The 18,122-nt window shown below is 57.9% G+C and carries 17 protein-coding genes; 15 read left to right on the forward strand and 2 right to left on the reverse strand.

Annotated elements, in window-relative coordinates:
- Nucleotide 1 precedes the first annotated feature (1 nt).
- Nucleotides 2-1,885, reverse strand: coding sequence for a prolipoprotein diacylglyceryl transferase (locus ADIMK_RS21230; protein ID WP_051692483.1), 1,884 nt, complete (start codon nt 1,883-1,885; stop codon nt 2-4).
- Between the two features lie 162 nt (nt 1,886-2,047).
- On the opposite strand from ADIMK_RS21230, the gene ADIMK_RS05035 reads away from it, so the two are divergent.
- From ADIMK_RS05035 to fabI, 15 genes are all read left to right on the forward strand, one after another.
- Nucleotides 2,048-3,304, forward strand: a complete 1,257-nt coding sequence (locus ADIMK_RS05035) for a glutamate-5-semialdehyde dehydrogenase (RefSeq protein ID WP_036184553.1) — start codon at nt 2,048-2,050, stop codon at nt 3,302-3,304.
- 3 nt (nt 3,305-3,307) lie between these two features.
- Nucleotides 3,308-3,955, forward strand: a complete 648-nt coding sequence (gene nadD, locus ADIMK_RS05040) for a nicotinate-nucleotide adenylyltransferase (protein WP_036185232.1) — start codon at nt 3,308-3,310, stop codon at nt 3,953-3,955.
- A 19-nt stretch (nt 3,956-3,974) separates the two neighbouring features.
- Nucleotides 3,975-4,322, forward strand: a complete 348-nt coding sequence (gene rsfS / locus ADIMK_RS05045) for a ribosome silencing factor (RefSeq protein ID WP_036185234.1) — start codon at nt 3,975-3,977, stop codon at nt 4,320-4,322.
- A 2-nt stretch (nt 4,323-4,324) separates the two neighbouring features.
- Complete coding sequence (gene rlmH / locus ADIMK_RS05050) at nt 4,325-4,792, forward strand: 23S rRNA (pseudouridine(1915)-N(3))-methyltransferase RlmH (protein ID WP_036184555.1); 468 nt, start codon at nt 4,325-4,327, stop codon at nt 4,790-4,792.
- Nucleotides 4,793-4,801: 9 nt separating this feature from the next.
- Nucleotides 4,802-6,682 (forward strand): penicillin-binding protein 2, encoded by a 1,881-nt coding sequence (mrdA, locus tag ADIMK_RS05055; RefSeq protein WP_036184557.1) that lies wholly within the window; start codon nt 4,802-4,804, stop codon nt 6,680-6,682.
- Entirely contained in the window at nt 6,682-7,824 is a 1,143-nt protein-coding gene (gene rodA, locus ADIMK_RS05060; RefSeq protein ID WP_036184559.1) for a rod shape-determining protein RodA, read from the forward strand. Before mrdA ends, rodA begins: the two co-directional genes overlap by 1 nt.
- A 62-nt stretch (nt 7,825-7,886) precedes the next feature.
- Nucleotides 7,887-8,894 (forward strand): lytic murein transglycosylase B, encoded by a 1,008-nt coding sequence (gene mltB / locus ADIMK_RS05065; RefSeq protein ID WP_036184561.1) that lies wholly within the window; start codon nt 7,887-7,889, stop codon nt 8,892-8,894.
- 17 nt (nt 8,895-8,911) lie between these two features.
- Entirely contained in the window at nt 8,912-9,784 is an 873-nt protein-coding gene (locus ADIMK_RS05070) for a septal ring lytic transglycosylase RlpA family protein (RefSeq protein ID WP_036184563.1), read from the forward strand.
- Nucleotides 9,785-9,861: 77 nt separating this feature from the next.
- A complete protein-coding gene (locus tag ADIMK_RS05075) occupies nt 9,862-11,028 on the forward strand; it encodes a D-alanyl-D-alanine carboxypeptidase family protein (protein WP_156042805.1) in 1,167 nt (388 codons plus the stop codon).
- A 54-nt stretch (nt 11,029-11,082) separates the two neighbouring features.
- Entirely contained in the window at nt 11,083-11,949 is an 867-nt protein-coding gene (locus tag ADIMK_RS05080; RefSeq protein WP_036184564.1) for a D-amino acid aminotransferase, read from the forward strand.
- Nucleotides 11,946-12,221 (forward strand): YbeD family protein, encoded by a 276-nt coding sequence (locus ADIMK_RS05085; RefSeq protein WP_036184565.1) that lies wholly within the window; start codon nt 11,946-11,948, stop codon nt 12,219-12,221. The genes ADIMK_RS05080 and ADIMK_RS05085 overlap by 4 nt, the downstream gene beginning before the upstream one ends.
- Nucleotides 12,221-12,874, forward strand: a complete 654-nt coding sequence (gene lipB / locus ADIMK_RS05090) for a lipoyl(octanoyl) transferase LipB (protein ID WP_036184567.1) — start codon at nt 12,221-12,223, stop codon at nt 12,872-12,874. The genes ADIMK_RS05085 and lipB overlap by 1 nt, the downstream gene beginning before the upstream one ends.
- Before the next feature lie 4 nt (nt 12,875-12,878).
- Nucleotides 12,879-13,856 (forward strand): lipoyl synthase, encoded by a 978-nt coding sequence (lipA, locus tag ADIMK_RS05095; RefSeq protein ID WP_036184569.1) that lies wholly within the window; start codon nt 12,879-12,881, stop codon nt 13,854-13,856.
- A gap of 131 nt (nt 13,857-13,987) precedes the next feature.
- On the forward strand, nt 13,988-14,440 hold the full coding sequence (locus ADIMK_RS05100; protein WP_036184571.1) for an OsmC family protein: 453 nt from the start codon (nt 13,988-13,990) through the stop codon (nt 14,438-14,440).
- A 215-nt stretch (nt 14,441-14,655) separates the two neighbouring features.
- The gene (fabI, locus tag ADIMK_RS05105) at nt 14,656-15,429 is read left to right on the forward strand and encodes an enoyl-ACP reductase FabI (RefSeq protein WP_051692485.1); all 774 of its coding nucleotides are present in this window, start codon (nt 14,656-14,658) and stop codon (nt 15,427-15,429) included.
- A gap of 16 nt (nt 15,430-15,445) precedes the next feature.
- On the opposite strand, the gene ADIMK_RS05110 is transcribed toward fabI, so the two are convergent.
- Nucleotides 15,446-17,995 (reverse strand): putative bifunctional diguanylate cyclase/phosphodiesterase, encoded by a 2,550-nt coding sequence (locus tag ADIMK_RS05110; RefSeq protein WP_036184572.1) that lies wholly within the window; start codon nt 17,993-17,995, stop codon nt 15,446-15,448.
- Nucleotides 17,996-18,122 lie beyond the last annotated feature (127 nt).

Consider the following 18,122-nt stretch of genomic DNA (forward strand, 5'->3'; position numbering starts at 1 on the left):
ATCAGCCGTTTGCCTGCTCCCGGCTCTGCAGTTTCGCCAACAGGTGGCGTGCCTGTTTTTCCAGCAGTTCCTGATAGGATTTGGCGATGCGGATCAGCAGCACCTTATCCTCATCTTCACGGCGGATATCCGCCCCTTCCAGCAGAGTGGCTTTCAGGTCCGGCGCTTCGGTCAACGCGGTATGCGTGATCAGCTCGTTACTCTCGGTGGTACGGGTCAGGAAGCGCGCTTCCTCGAGCATACGCTCAAGCTTTTGATAATGTCCGCGCACCAGAGCCAGATGCAGGTTGATGACCGGCTTGAACTGGCGGATCCGTTGTTGGTTGTAATGGCGGTAGAGATTGGTGAAGAGCATGGATGCACAGAGCGCATTGATGCCGTGGCCGTCGCTCTCTTTGGGTGTGTCAAAGAACAGCTTCAGGTCGCCCTCGGGTGTTGGTTCCACCCGGCCGCTATAGATGTGGGCCACCGAGTTGGCCAGCGTGCGGTACGGCTTCATCAGCTGTACCCGCTCATCCTCTTCGAGATTTTCGGAGTGGGCACTGCTGGCGTCGATCAGGAACAGATATCCGGCTTCATCCGACCCCAGCATCAGCTCCAGCTCATGCTCAAGGGTGTAAAGGCCGAGCTGCTCCTCCTGACTGCCAAGCGGCGTCACGATCGACAGGCGTGGGCGTGATGTGTCGCGACTGCTGGCGGTGGTCGGTTCCTGGTCGGTATCGTCGAACTCGACCTGATCGGTATCGTCCATATCCGGCGCAATCGCTTCATCGCTGTCTGGATCGCGGCTGGGAGATGGCGTGAACGGCGGCATGCGCTCCTGATCGCGTGAGGGTTTCAGCAGTTCGACCAGTTCCCGGTTGTCGTCGCGACCGGAGGGGGCTTCTGATGACGGTTCTTCATTCCGCTCAGCCGGGGCTTCCTGAGAGGTCGGCCAGTGCGAATTGGGGGCCTGCTCATCGGCATCGAGCGACATGGGGGACTTAAGCCAGGTGTCGACCTGAGGCGCCAGTTCGTGATGCGCAGTATCCTCATCCTCATCTTCGACAGCTTCAGGTGTGTATGCATCGCGCTCGAACGCCGTGTCGTCGGGCTGCTCGATCTCCTCTGCCTCCAACGCAGGGGGGGCATCGAACGGCTCAGCCTCATCGACGCTGTCCTCCAGCGTCGGCAGCTCATACTCCTCTTCGCGGACCTGAATCTGTTCGGTGTCCTCGTCATCTTCGTCGTCGAAGCGGGGCAGGGCGTCGGGGTCTTCGGCGTCTTCGGCGTCAAAATCCGGTACAGGGGCCGCCACAGACTCTGTTTTTGCGGACTCGGCAAAGCCTGGCGATACACCAGAGGCAACGGTCTTGAAATCCTCCGTAACCGCCTCGGGCTCGGGCTTGGGACGCAGGCGCAGCCAAAGCGTCAGCAGACAGGCGACAATCGACAGCAGTGCCAGCAGCCCGGCTTCGAGCAGTTGGTTTTTAAGCAGTGTCCAGCCGTAGTCGGCATTCACCCAGACCGAGAGCTCTCCGAGGGTTTCCTCTCCGCGAACCAGCTCGAGTTTATGCTCGAGCCCCCTTTGGGTGCCCGCTACGGCAACCGGTATCTTGTGGGTGTCGGTCAGGTGAAGTCCGTTCACCCGGGGCTGGGCGTTGAGTTCGTTAAACAGGTAGTTAAGGCTGATCCGGTCGTCGGCCAGCATCAAAGGCTGAATCAGAATTGCGGTGCTGCGGGCCAGAGACTGTCCATAGTGACGGGCATCCTGCTCGGCGCTGGCGCGGGCGCCATACAGCAGTATGCCGGTGCTGACGGCAAGACACAGTAGCAGCACCGCTGCGATAGGCAGCAGCTGGCGCAGGGTTCCGGATTGTGCGGCGCTTGATCTGGGGCGATCCATCTACATTTGAACTCGGTCGTTACGGCGGCCGGAAAGATTCATAATCGGGCGATAATAACAGGTAGACAGAGGCTGTCACAGCCTGATGCAGTACACAATGACCGATGCCCGCTGTAGCGCTATAATGGCCGGTCTAATCGCACCGACCCGGAATGCTTTGGGATGAATGTAGCTGAGTATATGTCTGAATTGGGGCAGCGCGCGCGCGCTGCCTCCCGCCTGATGGCACGTGCCGATACGGGGCGCAAGAATGCGGCCCTGGATGCAATGGCGCGCGTGCTCGATGCCAGCCGGGATACGCTGGCGGCTGCCAACCGCAAGGATCTGGAGCGCGGCCGTGCCAACGGTCTGGACGCTGCCATGCTGGATCGACTCGAACTGACGCCAGCGCGTATCGATACCATGATCGAAGGGTTGCGTCAGGTAGCGGGTCTGCCGGATCCGATCGGCGGTATCACCGACATGAACTACCGTCCATCCGGCATTCAGATCGGCAAGATGCGCGTGCCGCTGGGCGTTATCGGTATCATCTACGAGTCGCGTCCGAACGTGACGGTCGAGGCGGCCAGCCTGTGCCTGAAGTCCGGGAATGCCACGATTTTGCGTGGCGGCTCCGAGGCGATCGAATCCAATCATGCGATTGCTGCGTGTATTGCCAAGGGCTTGAAGGAAGCGGGACTGCCGGAAGATGCGGTTCAGGTGGTTGAAACCACGGATCGCGAAGCGGTCGGCGCGCTGATTACCATGCCGGAGTACGTGGATGTGATCGTGCCCCGCGGCGGTAAGGGGCTGATCGAGCGTATTTCCCGTGATGCCCGTGTGCCGGTGATCAAGCATCTGGATGGTATCTGCCACGTCTATATCGACGATCAGGCAGACAAGAGCAAGGCGCTCAATATCGCCATCAATGCCAAGACCCATCGCTATGGCACCTGCAACACCATGGAAACACTGTTGGTGAACCGGGCGATAGCAGCTGAAGTGTTGCCGGAGCTTGCAGAGCAGTATTCCGAGCTCGGTGTAGAGTTGCGTGGCTGTGCGCAGACCCGAGAGGTTCTGCCGCAGGTGCTTGAGGCTACCGATGAGGACTGGGCCACCGAATATCTGGCGCCAATTCTGGCGATCAAGGTGGTGGAGGATATGGCCGAGGCGATCGAGCATATCAACCACTGGGGTTCGCACCACACCGACGCCATCGTGACCGAGAACTACACCAAGGCACGCGCGTTCCTGCGTGAAGTGGATTCCAGCTCGGTGATGGTTAACGCCTCGACCCGTTTTGCCGACGGCTTCGAGTACGGACTGGGTGCCGAGATCGGTATCTCGACCGACAAGATACACGCTCGCGGGCCTGTGGGCCTCGAGGGGCTGACGTCGCAGAAGTACGTCGTACTCGGTGACGGCCAGGTTCGGCAGTGAGTGATGCCTGACACCGAACCTTTCGTCTTCATGGGCGGGACGTTTGATCCCGTTCATAACGGACATCTACGCACAGCGTTGGAGATTCAGCAGTGGCTGGATCTTCCGCAGCTGTGCCTGATCCCGTCGAAGATGCCGGTGCATCGCGATGAGCCCGGGTGTACCTCGGAGCAGCGTCTTGCCATGGTGCAGATCGCCGTTGCCGACGAACCACGGCTGTGTGCCGATGACCGAGAGATCCTCTCGGACAAACCCTCCTACTCGCTGTTGACGCTTGAGTCGTTGCGTGAGGAACTTGGGCCGCAGAGATCACTCTGTATGGTGATGGGTATGGATGCCTATCTCGGGTTGCCGAACTGGCACCGCTGGGAGCGTTTTCTCGATCTGTGCCACATTATCGTGGTGACGCGGCCGGGCTACAGCTTTCAGGACGATACGCAGATGCGCAATTTTTCAGATCGGCATGCCGCGCAGTCGGCAGAAACGCTTCGGCAGATGCCAGCGGGCCGTGTGCTGCTGCATGAATTGACCCCCTTGGGCATATCGGCGACTCAGATACGTCGCCTGATAGCGAAGGGAGACTCTCCACGTTATCTGATGCCGGATGCCGTGTGGGACTATATACAAACCAATAGGCTTTATGGCTTTTAACAAAGGTACTGAAAACCCGATGCAGACCGATCAGTTGATCAACCTGGTACAGAACGCGCTCGACGACATGAAAGCGCGTGATGTGGTAATGCTGGATGTGACCGGCAAATCAAGCGTAACCGATTATATGCTGGTGGCCAGCGGAACCTCTAAGCGGCACGTGATGTCCGTTGCACAGGAAGTGGTCGACAAGGTCAAGGAAGCCGGCCTGCGCCCTGTGGGCATTGAAGGCGAAGGCGTTGGCGACTGGGTGCTTGTGGATCTGGGCGATGTGATCGTGCATGTCATGATGCCCGACGCGCGCACTTTCTACGATATCGAGCGTCTATGGTCATTCGATACTGAAAGCGAAGCGGCTGCGGACTGAATATGCGTATCCGCCTGATTGCTGTTGGCGGCAAGATGCCGGGCTGGGTTACCGAGGGGTACGAAGAGTACGCCCGGCGACTGCCCGGCGACTTTCGTTTGGAGCTGGTCGAACTGGCGTTGGGTCATCGCGGCAAGGGTGCCGATACAGCCCGGGCGATCCGCAGCGAGGGCGATGCCATGCTGGCGGCGATTCCGAAAGGTGATCGCGTGATCGCGTTGACAGTCGATGGCCGGCCCTGGTCGACCGAAAAGCTGGCGGAGCAGGCGGAAGAGTGGCGCATGTCCGGTCATAACCTGTCGCTGCTGGTGGGCGGGCCTGACGGTCTGGATCCCCGCTGTGTGGCGGCGGCCGATCAAAAGTGGTCGTTATCGGCGCTGACCTTGCCACACCCGTTGGTGCGAATTCTGCTCGCTGAACAGCTCTATCGGGCATGGACCCTGCTTCAGGGCCACCCCTATCACAAGTAATCCATCGCGATGACACGCCCTGAGCGCTTAAAAGATTATTCCCAGGAAAGCATAACGTTCACCAATCGTGCAGTTATCGCCATGCTTATTGTGGTGGTGATGATGGCTGTTCTGGTGGGGCGTATCTATTTCCTGCAGGTGATCGAGCATGACCGCTACGCCGCGATCTCCGAGAACAATCGCGTGCAGTTGCAGCCGGTTGCGCCCCGCCGAGGGCTGATCTATGACCGCAATGGGGTGCTGTTGGCCGATAACCGGCCCAACTTCAGCCTGACCCTGCTCAAGGAGGAGGTGCGGGATATCGACGCGACGATCGCCCGTATCGGCCAGATCATCGATCTGGAGCCCAGTGATATCGAGCGCTTTCACCGCCGGTTGAATCAGCGCCGCCGTCCCTTCTCGTCGGTGCCGTTGAAGTTCAGTTTGACGGAGGACGAGATCGCGAAGATCTCGGTCAACTATCATCGTCTGCCGGGTGTGCAGGTCGAAGCCGATCTGGTGCGTTATTACCCGCAAGGCTCTTCCCTTGTGCATGCGCTTGGTTATGTCGGGCGTATCAATGAGCGCGAGTTGCAGACGCTGGATCCGGAAAACTATGCCGCCACCCATTACGTCGGCAAGCTCGGGGTGGAGAAGTTTTACGAACCGATGCTGCATGGCAAGGTTGGATTTCAGAAAGTGGAGACCAATGCACGCGGGCGTGTATTGAGGGTGCTGGAGAGTCAGGATCCGGTGCCGGGTGTCGATATTCAGCTCAGCCTGGATATCAAACTGCAGAAGTTCTCCGAGTCTCTGATTGCGGGCCGGCGTGCAGCTATCGTCGCCATAGAGCCCAAGACCGGCGCTATTCTGGCACTGGTCAGTACGCCGGGCTACGACCCCAACAAGTTTGTCACCGGAATATCGAGCAAGGATTACGGGGAGCTCCGGGATTCGCCCGATCTGCCACTGTATAACCGCGCTATCCGCGGCCGTTACCCACCGGGCTCGACGCTGAAACCGTTCACCGCACTGGCGGCCATCGACAGCGGCTCTGTGCCGCTCTCCCACAAGGTATGGGATCCAGGCTTCTATCAGCTGAGCAAGGGCGGGCGTAAATACCGAGACTGGAAACGCTGGGGACACGGTTGGGTGGATCTGGACCATGCACTGGCAGAGTCCTGTGACGTCTGGTTCTACGACGCCGGTTACAAAACCGGTATCGATCATATGTCCGACTATCTGGGCCGGTTCGGTTTTGGTCAGGTGACCAGTCTTGATCTGCCCGAAGCGGACAGGGCCAACCTGCCCAGCAAGGAGTGGAAACGGGCTCGTTACAAGCAGCCCTGGTATCCCGGCGATTCGCTTAACCTGTCGATCGGCCAGGGCTACATGCTGGCGACACCTTTGCAACTGGCGACCGCCACGGCGGTGTTGGCCAACAGGGGCAAGTGGGTCCGCCCACGCATGATCGAGGGTGTTATTGGTGATGACGGCAAACTGACAATGCCTGAGCTGGACGGGGTGGAGCCACTTCCTGAAGATGTGAAGCTGGATCATCCGAACTATTGGGATCCGGTTATTCAGGGCATGGTCCACGTTGTGCAAAGCAGTTATGGTACCGCGCGCCGAGCCGCCGAGGGTGTGCCCTACACCATGGCCGGGAAGACCGGTACGGCACAGGTCGTGGGGATCGCACAGGATGCCCGTTATGACTCCGAAGCACTGGATGAGCGACATCGCGACCACGCACTGTTCGTGACCTTCGCACCGGTGGAAGACCCCAAAATCGCGGTCGCCGTTGTGGTCGAAAACGGTGAGGGCGGTTCGCATACGGCGGCACCGGTTGCGCGCGAGGTGCTCGATGCCTGGCTGCTGGGCGATTACGACAATGCTCTGGAGAATAAGTAATGAGTCAGCGGGACTTTCAGCGCACGCTGTCTGACAGTTCGACCCATCTGAGCCGGCCAACCGGACTGTGGAGCTATACCCATCTTGATGCCTGGCTTTTGCTGCTGTTACTTGCACTGTGCGGCTTCGGTCTTTTCGTGCTCTACAGCGCCTCTGGGCGGGATGTGGGGTATGTGGAGCGCCAGGCGGTACGTATGGCGGCCGGCTTTTTCGTCATGATTGTGCTGGCACAGCTGCGCCCGCGCACCTTTGATCGCCTGGGGCCCTGGGCCTATGCCGCAGGTACTGGTTTGCTGGTCGCTGTGTTGCTGTTCGGGGTGGGCGCCAAAGGGGCGCAGCGCTGGATTGAGTTCGGCGGTTTTCGTTTCCAGCCCGCCGAAATCATGAAGCTGGTGCTGCCGATCACGGTGGCGGGTTTCCTTGCACGCAAGGCCTTGCCGCCGAGCTTTATGCGCCTGGGACTGGCGCTGGCCATCATCGGCGTACCGACCGTTTTGATTATGAAACAGCCCGATCTCGGTACCTCATTGCTGATCGCCGCGTCTGGGGTGTTTGTGATCCTGCTCTCCGGCGTCTATTGGCGCTGGATCTTCCTGGCCGGAGGGCTGTGCGCAGCGGCGCTGCCGGGACTGTGGATGGTCATGAAAGATTATCAGCGTCAGCGAGTACTTACTTTTCTTGACCCGGAGAGTGATCCACTCGGATCGGGCTGGAACATCATTCAATCGAAGACCGCCATCGGCTCAGGGGGATTGGCGGGCAAGGGTTGGCTGCACGGTACCCAGTCACAGCTGGATTTCCTGCCGGAATCCCATACCGATTTCATCATCGCGGTGATCGGTGAGGAACTTGGCATGACGGGGGTGATCGTACTCTTATCGCTCTACCTGCTGATCATCGGTCGCGGCATGGTGATCGCGACGCAGGCTCAGGACAGCTTCTCGCGATTATTGGCCGGCAGTGTGACACTGACCTTCTTTGTCTACGTATTCGTCAATATCGGCATGGTCAGCGGTTTGTTGCCGGTCGTCGGCGTACCACTGCCGATGGTCAGTTACGGCGGAACCTCCATCGTGACACTGATGTGCGGGTTTGGCATTCTGATGTCGATCCACACCCATCGACAGATGTTGATACGGTGACACTGCGTTCCAGCGGCAGGCATAATCGACCCCCGTCGGGGGATACAATCAGGAGTTGCAAGATGCGAAACCCAATAGGCGCACGGATAGCTGTGAGCGCCACGCTGTTAGGTATCATGGCTGCCGGTCAGGGCAGCGCAGTCGCAGGGCAGGGTTATGCCGATCGGCCGGAAGCTCAGCCTCTGTATGAAAAGCTGGAAAGTCAGGGTTTCGAACATGAGTACCTGCGTGCGGTGCTTGATGACGCCAAGCAGCAGGAGTCGATACTCAAGGCGATGTCCCGCCCGGCTGAAAAGCGCCTGACCTGGGGTGAGTATCGCAAGATCTTCGTAGAGCCCAAGCGTATCAGTCAGGGCTTGGAGTTCTGGAAGGAACATGCCGATACTCTGGCCCGAGCCGAGGCCCAGTACGGCGTACCTGCGGAGATTATCGTATCGATTATCGGCGTTGAAACCCGCTACGGCCGGATCATGGGTAACTACCGTGTACTCGATGCGCTGGCCACGCTGGGCTTTGATTACCCCAAGCGGGGCGAGTTTTTCCTTGGTCAGCTAGAGCAGTATCTGCTGATGACGAGAGAAGAGGGCATTGAGCCGGGCACCCTGAAAGGCTCCTATGCCGGCGCCATGGGTTACGGTCAGTTTATCCCGTCCAGCTTCCGTCATTTTGCCGTCGACTTCGATGGCGATGGCAAGCGCAACATCTGGGGCAATCCTGTGGATGCGATCGGCAGTGTCGCACACTATTTCAGCGAACACGGTTGGCAGCCGGGAGAACCGGTGCGCTCCAATGTGGTGATGGATAAGCCTGCACAGGATGAGTGGATCAATGCAGATCTAAAGCCAGAGGTGACGCTGGCGCAGTGGGCTGAGCGTGGCATTCACACCCAGCGGGGTCTGGATCAGGATCAGACAGCGACGCTGATGCGACTGGAGATGGAAGATGGCGACCACTACTGGTTCGGTCTGCATAACTTCTACGTCATTACGCGATATAACCATAGCCGGCTGTACGCCTCGGCCGTGTACGAGCTGAGTCAGGCGATTCGCGAAGCGCGCGGAAACGACTGAAAGGGGACATTGATCGGATGAATTACCTGCGAGCGATGTTGTTATTGGTCGGCCTTTCTCTGCTGGTCAGTGGTTGTTCATCGGTAGGTGAGAAGGAGGAGAATGCCGGTCGTTATTCGATGAAGCATGATCGCTACCCCTCCACTCCGGTCGACGTATCCAGCGTGCCCGATGCGGTGCCTCGGATTGAGCCGAAAAGCCGTGGCGGCAACAAGAGCCCCTACCGTGTGTTGGGCCAGAACTACTATGTTCTGGGCTCTGCAAGCGGCTATCGTGAGCGTGGTGTCGCGTCGTGGTATGGGGAGAAGTTTCATGGCCATTTGACCTCTAATGGCGAAACCTACGACATGTACAAGATGTCAGCGGCACACAAAACCCTGCCGTTGCCGACCTTTGCCCGGATCACCAATCTGGATAATGGCCGTCAGGTGATTGTCCGGGTTAACGACAGGGGGCCTTTCCACGACGATCGCCTGATCGATCTCTCCTACGCGGCGGCGGCACGGCTGGATATGCTTGGCCATGGAACCGCGCGGGTCGAGGTTGAAGCGATCGATCCTGCCTCCTGGGGCAGCGGGACGGTGCTGGCAGCGGCCGAGCAGGGTTCGGGGGCGATGCATAACGCGCCTGCACAGAGCAACGGTGATATGGATGCCACCGGGCGCTTCCTGCAGGTGGGCGCCTACTCATCCAACAGCACCGCGCAGCGGGTCCAAAACCAGCTGGTGGCCTATGCCAACGGTGCACCGGTTATGGTGCATGAGGTCGAGCGCGATGGACGTCAGCTCTACCGCGTGTTGATCGGGCCGCTTGAGGGCAGTGCCGCGGAGCTGATATCGCAGGTTCAGGCCGCGGGCCATCCGGCGCCAATCTTGATAGACTATCCCTGATCTGACTCAGGTGGGGAACGTTTACGCTTTCCGCCTGTCCACCTGTCGACGCTTTCAACTACCCGATGATGACCACCATGCTGCAGAGACTCTACCGCACACCCTTTTATCTATTCTCGCTCATTGCACTGACCCTGCTGACGCTGAAGGTACAGGCGGCCGATATTATTCCTGCGCCCCCGCAGATTGCGGCTTCCGCGTATCTGGTGATGGATGCCGATAGCGGTGAAATTCTTCTGGCTAAAGATGCGGACCAGCGCTTTGCGCCGGCCAGTCTGACCAAGATGATGACCAGCTATATCGTCGAGTACGAAATCTCCCAAGGCAATGTATCCGAGGATGATCTGGTACCGGTCAGCGAGAAGGCCTGGCGTACCCCGGGCTCTCGTATGTTTATCCGTGAAGGTACCCAGGTGAAACTTGGTGATCTGCTTCACGGTGTGGTGATCCAGTCGGGTAACGATGCTTCTGTTGCACTGGCGGAATATATCGCAGGTGGCGAGCGGGCATTTGCCGATCTGATGAATCAGCATGCGTCAAAACTGGGTCTGACCAACACCCATTTCGAGAACGCGACCGGTCTGCCGCATGAAAACCATTACTCATCGCCGCACGATCTTGCACTGATCGGCCGTGCCCTGATCAAGCGTTTCCCGGAACACTACGCGATCTATTCGCAGAAGTACTTCACCTACAACAAGATCCGTCAGCCCAACCGCAACCGTCTGCTATGGCGTGACGACAGCGTTGACGGTATCAAGACCGGTCATACTGACGAGGCAGGTTACTGCCTGGTGGCCTCTGCCAAACGTGACGGCATGCGGCTGATTTCGGTGGTGCTGGGCACCTCCAGCGAAGAGGCGCGTGCGCAGGAATCCCAGAAACTGCTGGCTTATGCTTTCCGTTTCTACCGCACCCATCAGCTTTACAAGGCAGAGCAGGTGTTGAACCAGACCCGTATTTGGGGTGGTGCTAGCGATAATATCCGTCTGGGCCTGGATCAGGACCTGGCGGTGACCATTCCGCGCGGTCAGGTGGAGCAGCTTGAAGCTAATCTTGACCTGCCGGGAGTGATCAAGGCACCGGTTGCACGTGGCCAACAGCTGGGCCGGGTGGTCGTCACCCTGAACGGAAACGAGGTCAAGGCGGTGCCGCTGGTAGCACTGGACGATGTGCCTGAAGGCAGCTTCTTCAAGAAGATCTGGGACGAGATCCTGCTGTTCTTTACCAGCCTGTTCAACTAGGCAAGCTCGGCACTACAATACTCCCAGACTATTCTGGGAGTGGAGTTTGCAGGCATGGCTGAGGGTATCGTCTACCTCAATGGCGAATTTGTCCCCGCCAGTGAAGCGAAAGTCTCGGTGTTCGACCGGGGCTTTTTGTTTGGAGACAGTGTCTACGAAGTCATCCCCTTTTACCGCGGGGTGGGGTTTCGTCTTGAGCAACACCTTAAACGTCTGCGACATAGCCTGTCGGCGCTGAGAATTCCCCTTGAGAAGGAGTGGCAGGGGGTGCTTGATGAGTTGGTCAGGCGCAATGGTGGCGGCAATGTTTCGGTTTACCTGCAGATTACACGCGGCAATGCCGGACGTCGTACCCCCGTCTATGACGAACACATGACGCCGACGGTGTTTGCCTGCTGCAGCCCGATACGCGATATCTACGCGGCGGGAGCTGATAACATCGCGGGTATTCGTGTCATTGTCACGACTGATCTGCGGTGGCACCGCTGCGACATAAAAGCCAATGGTTTGCTACCCAATATTCTGGTGTTGCAGCAGGCGCGCGAAGCCGGTGCCGATGAGGCATTGATGATCAGGGACGGTGTGTTGACGGAGGGGGGATCCTCCAACCTGTTTATGGTCAGTAACGGGGTGATCTACACCCCCAGACTCAGTTCGGAGATTTTAGGCGGTACGACACGTGAACTTGTTCTTGAGTTGGCGCGTGAAGCCGGTATTCCGTTGCAGGAAGCCGATCTGAGTTATGAACAGTTGCTCGGCGCGGACGAGGTGTGGATATCCAGTTCGACGCGAGCCGTACTGCCGGTGTTGGAAGTGGACGGACAGCAAATCGGGGAGGGTGGCAAAGGGCCTCTCTGGTTAAGGATGTACGAGCTGTTCCGCCAGTTTCACCAACGGTTGATGAGTGGAGAAGAGTTATGAGTGATACACCAGAAGCCCCCAAGATTGAGTTTCCCTGTGAAAACTATCCGATCAAGGTGGTGGGCCATAATGAAGACGATTTCCGGGGTTTCGTCATCGAAACCGTGCAGATCCATGCCCCGGACCTGGATATCACCACGGTTACCGTGAACGAGAGCCGGACCGGCAAATACCTGTCGGTGCGTCTGCAGATTACAGCGACCGGCGAAGATCAACTGATTCGGCTGCATGAAGATCTGAAAGCCTCGGGTCGCGTGCAGACGGTGCTTTGATGCCGGTGGCCGATCAGGTTATAGCACGGGTGCTGGGCCTTCAGCCCTATGAGCCCACTTGGCGGCGGATGCAGACGCTGACCGCTGAGCGTGGACCCGATACGCTGGATGAGATCTGGCTGCTTGAGCATGAGCCAGTGTTCACGCAAGGGCAGGCGGGTAAAGCGGAACATCTGCTTAATCCCGGCGATATCCCGGTCATTCAGGCTGACCGTGGCGGTCAGGTCACCTACCATGGCCCCGGTCAGCTGCTTGCTTACCTGATGGTCGATCTGCGACGCCGTAAACTGGGTGTCCGCGATATGGTCAACCTGATGGAGGCGACGGTGGTCAGGGTTCTGGCCGATTTCGATATCCAGGCTTACCCCAAGCCAGATGCTCCGGGGGTCTATGTTGATGAAGCCAAGATATGCTCATTGGGGCTGAGGGTGCGTCGAGGCTGCTCTTTTCACGGCCTTGCGCTTAATCTGAACATGGATCTGGCGCCATTTCTGCGCATCAATCCTTGTGGCTACTCCGGTTTGCAGATGACCCAACTGAGCATGTTGCGGCCCGATGCAGATATTGAGAGCGTACCCGAGCGACTGCTGAATTACTTGATCGAACAGATCGGGTATACTTCTGTGTCACGAACAACCAGTTGGAACGATTAGTCTTATGGCAGACTCCCGCGAAAAAAGCACCCATCGCGTCGAGCAGGGCGTCAAACTCCGTGGCGCCGAAAAAGTTGCACGTATTCCGGTCAAGGTGATCCCTACCGAGAAGGACGAGATGCCGCGCAAGCCGGACTGGCTGCGTGTCCGGATGGGTTCCAACACGGAAGTAAAACGGATCAAGGCCAAGTTGCGCGAACATAAACTGGCGTCGGTGTGTGAAGAGGCCAGCTGCCCCAATCTGGGCGAATGCTTCAGCCACGGCACCGCCACGTTCATGATCATGGGCGATATCTGTACCCGCCGCTGCCCGTTCTGTGATGTGGCGCATGGCCGCCCCAACGAACTGGCCAAAGACGAGCCGCGAGAACTCGCTGAAGCGATCGCCGACATGGGGTTGCGCTATGTGGTAATCACCTCTGTCGACCGTGATGACCTGCGTGACGGTGGCGCCCAGCACTTCGCCGACTGTATCCGCGAAACCCGTGAACGGTGTTCAAGCATCCAGATCGAGACATTGGTACCGGATTTCCGTGGCCGTATGGATATCGCGCTGGAAATTCTGGAACAGACCCCGCCAGATGTGTTCAACCACAACCTGGAAACAGTGCCGCGTCTATACAAGCAGGTGCGTCCCGGTGCGGATTACGCCTGGTCACTGGAGCTGCTAAAACGCTACAAGGCGCTGCAGCCCAATGTGCGCACCAAGTCTGGCTTGATGGTCGGCGTTGGCGAGAGTAACGACGAGATCGTAGAAGTGCTCAAGGATCTGCGTGCCCACAATGTGGATATGGTCACCATCGGTCAATATCTGCAGCCAAGCCGCAGTCATCTGCCGGTGGACCGTTTTGTCACGCCCGATGAGTTTAAGGAGTTTGAGCGCGTTGCGCACGAGCTCGGTTTTACTCATGTGGCCAGTGGTCCGCTGGTGCGCTCTTCCTACCACGCCGATCTTCAGGCGAAGGGGGAGAAGGTAGGCTAAGTACCTTGGCTGACCTGAAACAAGAAACGCGTCTATAGGGCGCGTTTTTTTATGTGCGCTGTTGCCAGCATATAGCTCGGTACCCTAATCTTTATATTAGTAATATCTAATTAAATGATTAAGGATAGGTCATGGCGATGAAATCGATCTCGGTTACTGCATATCTGGGCACTGCTTATACCATCGAAGCGGATATTCGGGGGCATCGGGCAATCATCGATCAACCGCAGGCGGGTGGCGGCAGTGATCTGGGGCCCAGTCCGCTGGAGCTTTTTCTGTTTTCGCTGGCCGGGTGCATAGGTTCAATTGCGCGTATCGCGGCGACACAGCAGCGCATCGCGTTACGTGGCATGCGTATATCGGTGGAGGGCGATCTGAACCCCGCGGGCCTTTTGGGCAAACCAAGCGAGGATCGCGTGGGCTTCCAGACGATAACAATCGCTGCTGAAATCGATGCTGACCTATCGGACGACGCGAAATTGAAATTTCTGGATGAAGTCTGCGCCCGCTGTCCGCTGCACGACAACATCCACTATGAAACTGCGCTCCGACACTCAATGCTTGAGGCCGACTGCACCGTTTAAGGGTTAAGGGGGGCAGGAGCCCCCTGTTGCCTGTTCTTCGTTTTTCCTTTCTCGACACCTGAATGTCATTGGATGCTGTCAGCATTCGACAGGATTTGTGTTCAAGTCGCCGTTTGCGTGGTTCCCATCATGCGACAACTATGCTGCAATGCAGCATCTGTCTGGACACATATTCGACCCTGCACGACAGCGTGCGCATGGAAGGAGTGAATCGAATGAGCCTGAGCATGAGTTTGGAAGGAAAACGCGGTTTGATTCTGGGAATCGCGAACCGGCACAGTATCGCCTACGGTTGTGCCAAAGTGATGGCCGAGTTGGGTGCGACGCTGTGCATAACCTACCTCAATGAAAAGGCGAAGCCCTTTGTCGAGCCGCTGGCGGAGGAGCTCGGTGCCGAGTTGTTGCTACCTTGCGATGTATCCGTAGAGGGTGAGCTGGAATCGGTTTTTCATGAGATGGAAAAGCGCTGGGGCACCGTCGATTTCGCCGTTCACTCCATCGCCTGGTCGCCGCTGGATGAGCTGCACGGAAGACTTGTTGACAGCAGCGCCGAGGGGTTCTGCAAGGCGATGGATATCTCCTGCCACTCATTTGTCCGTATGGCGCACCAGGCGCAGCGTCTGATGCCGGATGGCGGCACTCTGCTGACCATGAGCTATGAGGGGGCCGAAAAGGTGGTCGATCACTACAACCTGATGGGGCCGATCAAGGCGGCACTCGACAGCTGTGCGCGCTATCTGGCCTCCGAGTTGGGTGAACAGCAGATTCGGGTGCACTCGATCTCGCCGGGACCGATGCCGACACGTGCCGCATCCGGTATAGATCATTTCGACGAACTGATGGAAGACGCAACCAGTAAGTCACCGCTACGCCGTTTAGGCACGCCGGAAGAGGTGGGCACGCTCGCGGCGTTTCTGGTCAGCGACATGGCGCGCACCCAAACCGGCAACCGCATTTTCGTTGATGCAGGCCGCCATCTGATCGGCTGATCAAAAGCGCGAGGGGCTATAGCCCCTCGAGCTCTAGTCCGGGGCGACCGATCAGGTAGCCCTGGGCGTAATCGATACCGGCATCGCGCACCAACTCAAGTACCTCCTCGGTTTCGACAAACTCAGCCACTGTCTGAACGTTCAGCTCCTTGGCCAGCTTGGTGATGCTGGTGACAAATGCCATGTCGCGCTTGTCATGGGCCATGTTGGCGATGAACTCGCCCTCGATCTTGACGAAGTCGATCGGCAGATACTTCAGGTAGTGGAACGAGGAGAAGCCTGAACCGAAGTCGTCGATCGCCAGCTGATAGCCCTGATCTTTCAGGCTCTGCACAAACTTCTCCAGCAACGACATGTTCTTCACCGTGTCGCGCTCGGTAATCTCGAACACGATCCGCGAAGGCTCGATCTCGTACTGATTCACCAGAGAGCGGATCTTGAGCAGGAAGTCGGCCACCAGCACCGAGCGTGGCGACAGGTTGATGAATATCAGGCCGTCATAGCCGGTGCGGCGTACCCGATCGAACGCTTTTTCGGTTACGATATAGTCGATGATGTGAATCCGCCCCATGGATTCGGCAATCTCGATGAACTCAGCGGCGCTCATCAGCTGATTGTCCGGCAATTGGATGCGGCTGAGTACTTCCACTGCACGGCGACCGCCACTGAGCGGGCAGATCGGCTGGAATGCTGGCAGAATGCTGCGCTCCTCAATCGCCTTGTTGACCAGCAGGCTCTTCTCGTTCATGTCGCGGAAGATATCTGCCAGATCCTTGTCGTGCGGCAGAGCGATGCGGTCCTTGCCCATCGATTTGGCGCGGTACATCAGGTTATCCACAAACATGAACAGATCCTTGCGGTTGTCCGCATGGTCCGGGTAGATCCCCACGCCGATGGAGCAGGTGGCGCGGGTGGTGGCCTCGTTATCCAGCTTGAGGCGGTAGTTCTGCACTGTGTGCAGCAAGCGTTCTGCCAGCTCGCCGGCCTGTTCAAGCGTTGCCTCGGGCAGAACGACAACGAATTCGTCGCCGCCGTATCGGGCCAGCACGGTGCCGGTTTCCAACTGTTGCTGCATCTCTTCGGAGAGACCGGTCAGCAGGCGGTCACCACAGGCGTGGCCGTAGCCGTCATTGATCGCCTTGAAGTTGTCCAGATCGATCAACAGCATGGCTGTCTTATAGCCATGGCGAGTGCTGCGATCGAGTTCATAGTCGAGCAGCTCCCAGAACATACGCTGGTTGTACAGGTTGGTTAGCGGGTCGCGGGTGGCGTAATACTCCAGATCCCGGGTGTACTTGTAGATCGCTTTGACCGAGCCAACGACATTGAGCAGCGTCGACAGGATGCTTTCGATCACCAGCAGTTTGGTCTGGTCGCGCACGGTGTCGGCCTGTACACCGATACCGACGATGCCGCCGATCTTCGGCGTCTCCACCAGCAGGGATTTGACCTGCAGATCGATCTCCTGCTCGCTGAGATTCAGGCTGCCGCCGCTGTTGGCAATGTTATGCCGAATCTTGAATTCGCCGTGACCAAAGAGGTGGGAGTGCTCGCGCAGACGTTGTACGACCGAGCGCTCCATCATGGTACGGCTCTGGTCGGTGGGCGTGCTGAGCCAGAATATCTCCAGATCGAACAGCTCTTCATCCACCTTGAAGATGGAAAACATGGTGTAGATCTGGATCACCTGATTGATGTCGAGCATCAGGGCGTTGACGTACTCTCGCCAGTCACGCACCACTTCAGAGGTGATGACACATTTCTCGAGCAGGCGTATCTCGAACTCCAGCAGGTCCTTGTCCACCGCGATGGAGCGGAGTTTGCTCGCCAGATTCGAAACCTGGGCGAAGATCGAGTTCAGCTCCTTGAACCCGAACTGACGCCCCTGGCGGTTAAGACCTGTCAGGTCCTGTAGCGACTCAACCTGACTGATGCTCTCGGTGAGATGGTCGAGTGACTGGTTGACGCTGCGGGTGATGGTTCTGACTGACCAGAACGCGAGTAGCAGCGGCAGTGGGGCTAGCCCCAACATATACAGCAGCAAAGTCTGGTTGGCGGATGAGATCTGTGGCGCCAGATTTTGTCGCACCTCGATCAGCCCGAGGGTGTCGCCGATATTGGCGTTGGTGTGGCAGGCGGTGCACACCGCTCGGGCCTGAAGCGGGTAAAGGGTACGCAGGTGGTCGTTTTTCATCATCTCGATGATCTGACCGGAGTTGAGCGCATTCTCCATGGCCGCATCGAATGGCGGCTGATTGATAGGCCCGAACTTCTCCATCACGATCGGTCCGCGCAGCACCGACACGCTTAGGCTCTCTTCTGAGGCGTTATGCTCCAGCTGACTCATGAACTGCTCCAGCTGGCTGCGTGTCCAACCCTGGCTCATGATCTGGTACATGGAGTTAAAAGTGGTTTCCGCCACGGTGCGCGCAACCAGTTTTCCGCTGTCGCGTACGCTCGACTGGTAGGCCTGGCTGGCCATCAGCAAAATAAGACCAAAGCCGAGCGCCGAGAACAGCAGCGTGCGTTGAACGAGATAGCGTCGAATTGTCGGCGATTGGCTCATCGGTCCTTCCTGGGGTGTTGGGCTTGTTATTGTGCAGTGTTACCGGCCGGGAAGAGGGCCAGGATAACTGAGGGATCATACCTGTAGCAGTGATTTAAAGACTCTGATATCAGACAGTTATTTGATG

The organism is Marinobacterium lacunae (assembly GCF_000705555.1).
Lineage (GTDB): Bacteria > Pseudomonadota > Gammaproteobacteria > Pseudomonadales > Balneatricaceae > Marinobacterium_D > Marinobacterium_D lacunae.

Bases quoted from the DNA above. Each gene is read 5' to 3' on its own strand.
- ADIMK_RS05035 (WP_036184553.1), top strand. From the start codon at position 2,048: ATGAATGTAGCTGAGTATATGTCTGAATTGGGGCAGCGCGCGCGCGCT.
- lipA (WP_036184569.1), top strand. From the start codon at position 12,879: ATGGCAGACTCCCGCGAAAAAAGCACCCATCGCGTCGAGCAGGGCGTC.
- nadD (WP_036185232.1), top strand. From the start codon at position 3,308: ATGCCTGACACCGAACCTTTCGTCTTCATGGGCGGGACGTTTGATCCC.
- ADIMK_RS21230 (WP_051692483.1), bottom strand. From the start codon at position 1,885: ATGGATCGCCCCAGATCAAGCGCCGCACAATCCGGAACCCTGCGCCAG.
- rodA (WP_036184559.1), top strand. From the start codon at position 6,682: ATGAGTCAGCGGGACTTTCAGCGCACGCTGTCTGACAGTTCGACCCAT.
- fabI (WP_051692485.1), top strand. From the start codon at position 14,656: ATGAGCCTGAGCATGAGTTTGGAAGGAAAACGCGGTTTGATTCTGGGA.
- ADIMK_RS05085 (WP_036184565.1), top strand. From the start codon at position 11,946: ATGAGTGATACACCAGAAGCCCCCAAGATTGAGTTTCCCTGTGAAAAC.
- rlmH (WP_036184555.1), top strand. From the start codon at position 4,325: ATGCGTATCCGCCTGATTGCTGTTGGCGGCAAGATGCCGGGCTGGGTT.
- ADIMK_RS05075 (WP_156042805.1), top strand. From the start codon at position 9,862: ATGCTGCAGAGACTCTACCGCACACCCTTTTATCTATTCTCGCTCATT.
- ADIMK_RS05110 (WP_036184572.1), bottom strand. From the start codon at position 17,995: ATGAGCCAATCGCCGACAATTCGACGCTATCTCGTTCAACGCACGCTG.
- mltB (WP_036184561.1), top strand. From the start codon at position 7,887: ATGCGAAACCCAATAGGCGCACGGATAGCTGTGAGCGCCACGCTGTTA.
- ADIMK_RS05070 (WP_036184563.1), top strand. From the start codon at position 8,912: ATGAATTACCTGCGAGCGATGTTGTTATTGGTCGGCCTTTCTCTGCTG.
- ADIMK_RS05080 (WP_036184564.1), top strand. From the start codon at position 11,083: ATGGCTGAGGGTATCGTCTACCTCAATGGCGAATTTGTCCCCGCCAGT.
- ADIMK_RS05100 (WP_036184571.1), top strand. From the start codon at position 13,988: ATGGCGATGAAATCGATCTCGGTTACTGCATATCTGGGCACTGCTTAT.
- rsfS (WP_036185234.1), top strand. From the start codon at position 3,975: ATGCAGACCGATCAGTTGATCAACCTGGTACAGAACGCGCTCGACGAC.
- lipB (WP_036184567.1), top strand. From the start codon at position 12,221: ATGCCGGTGGCCGATCAGGTTATAGCACGGGTGCTGGGCCTTCAGCCC.
- mrdA (WP_036184557.1), top strand. From the start codon at position 4,802: ATGACACGCCCTGAGCGCTTAAAAGATTATTCCCAGGAAAGCATAACG.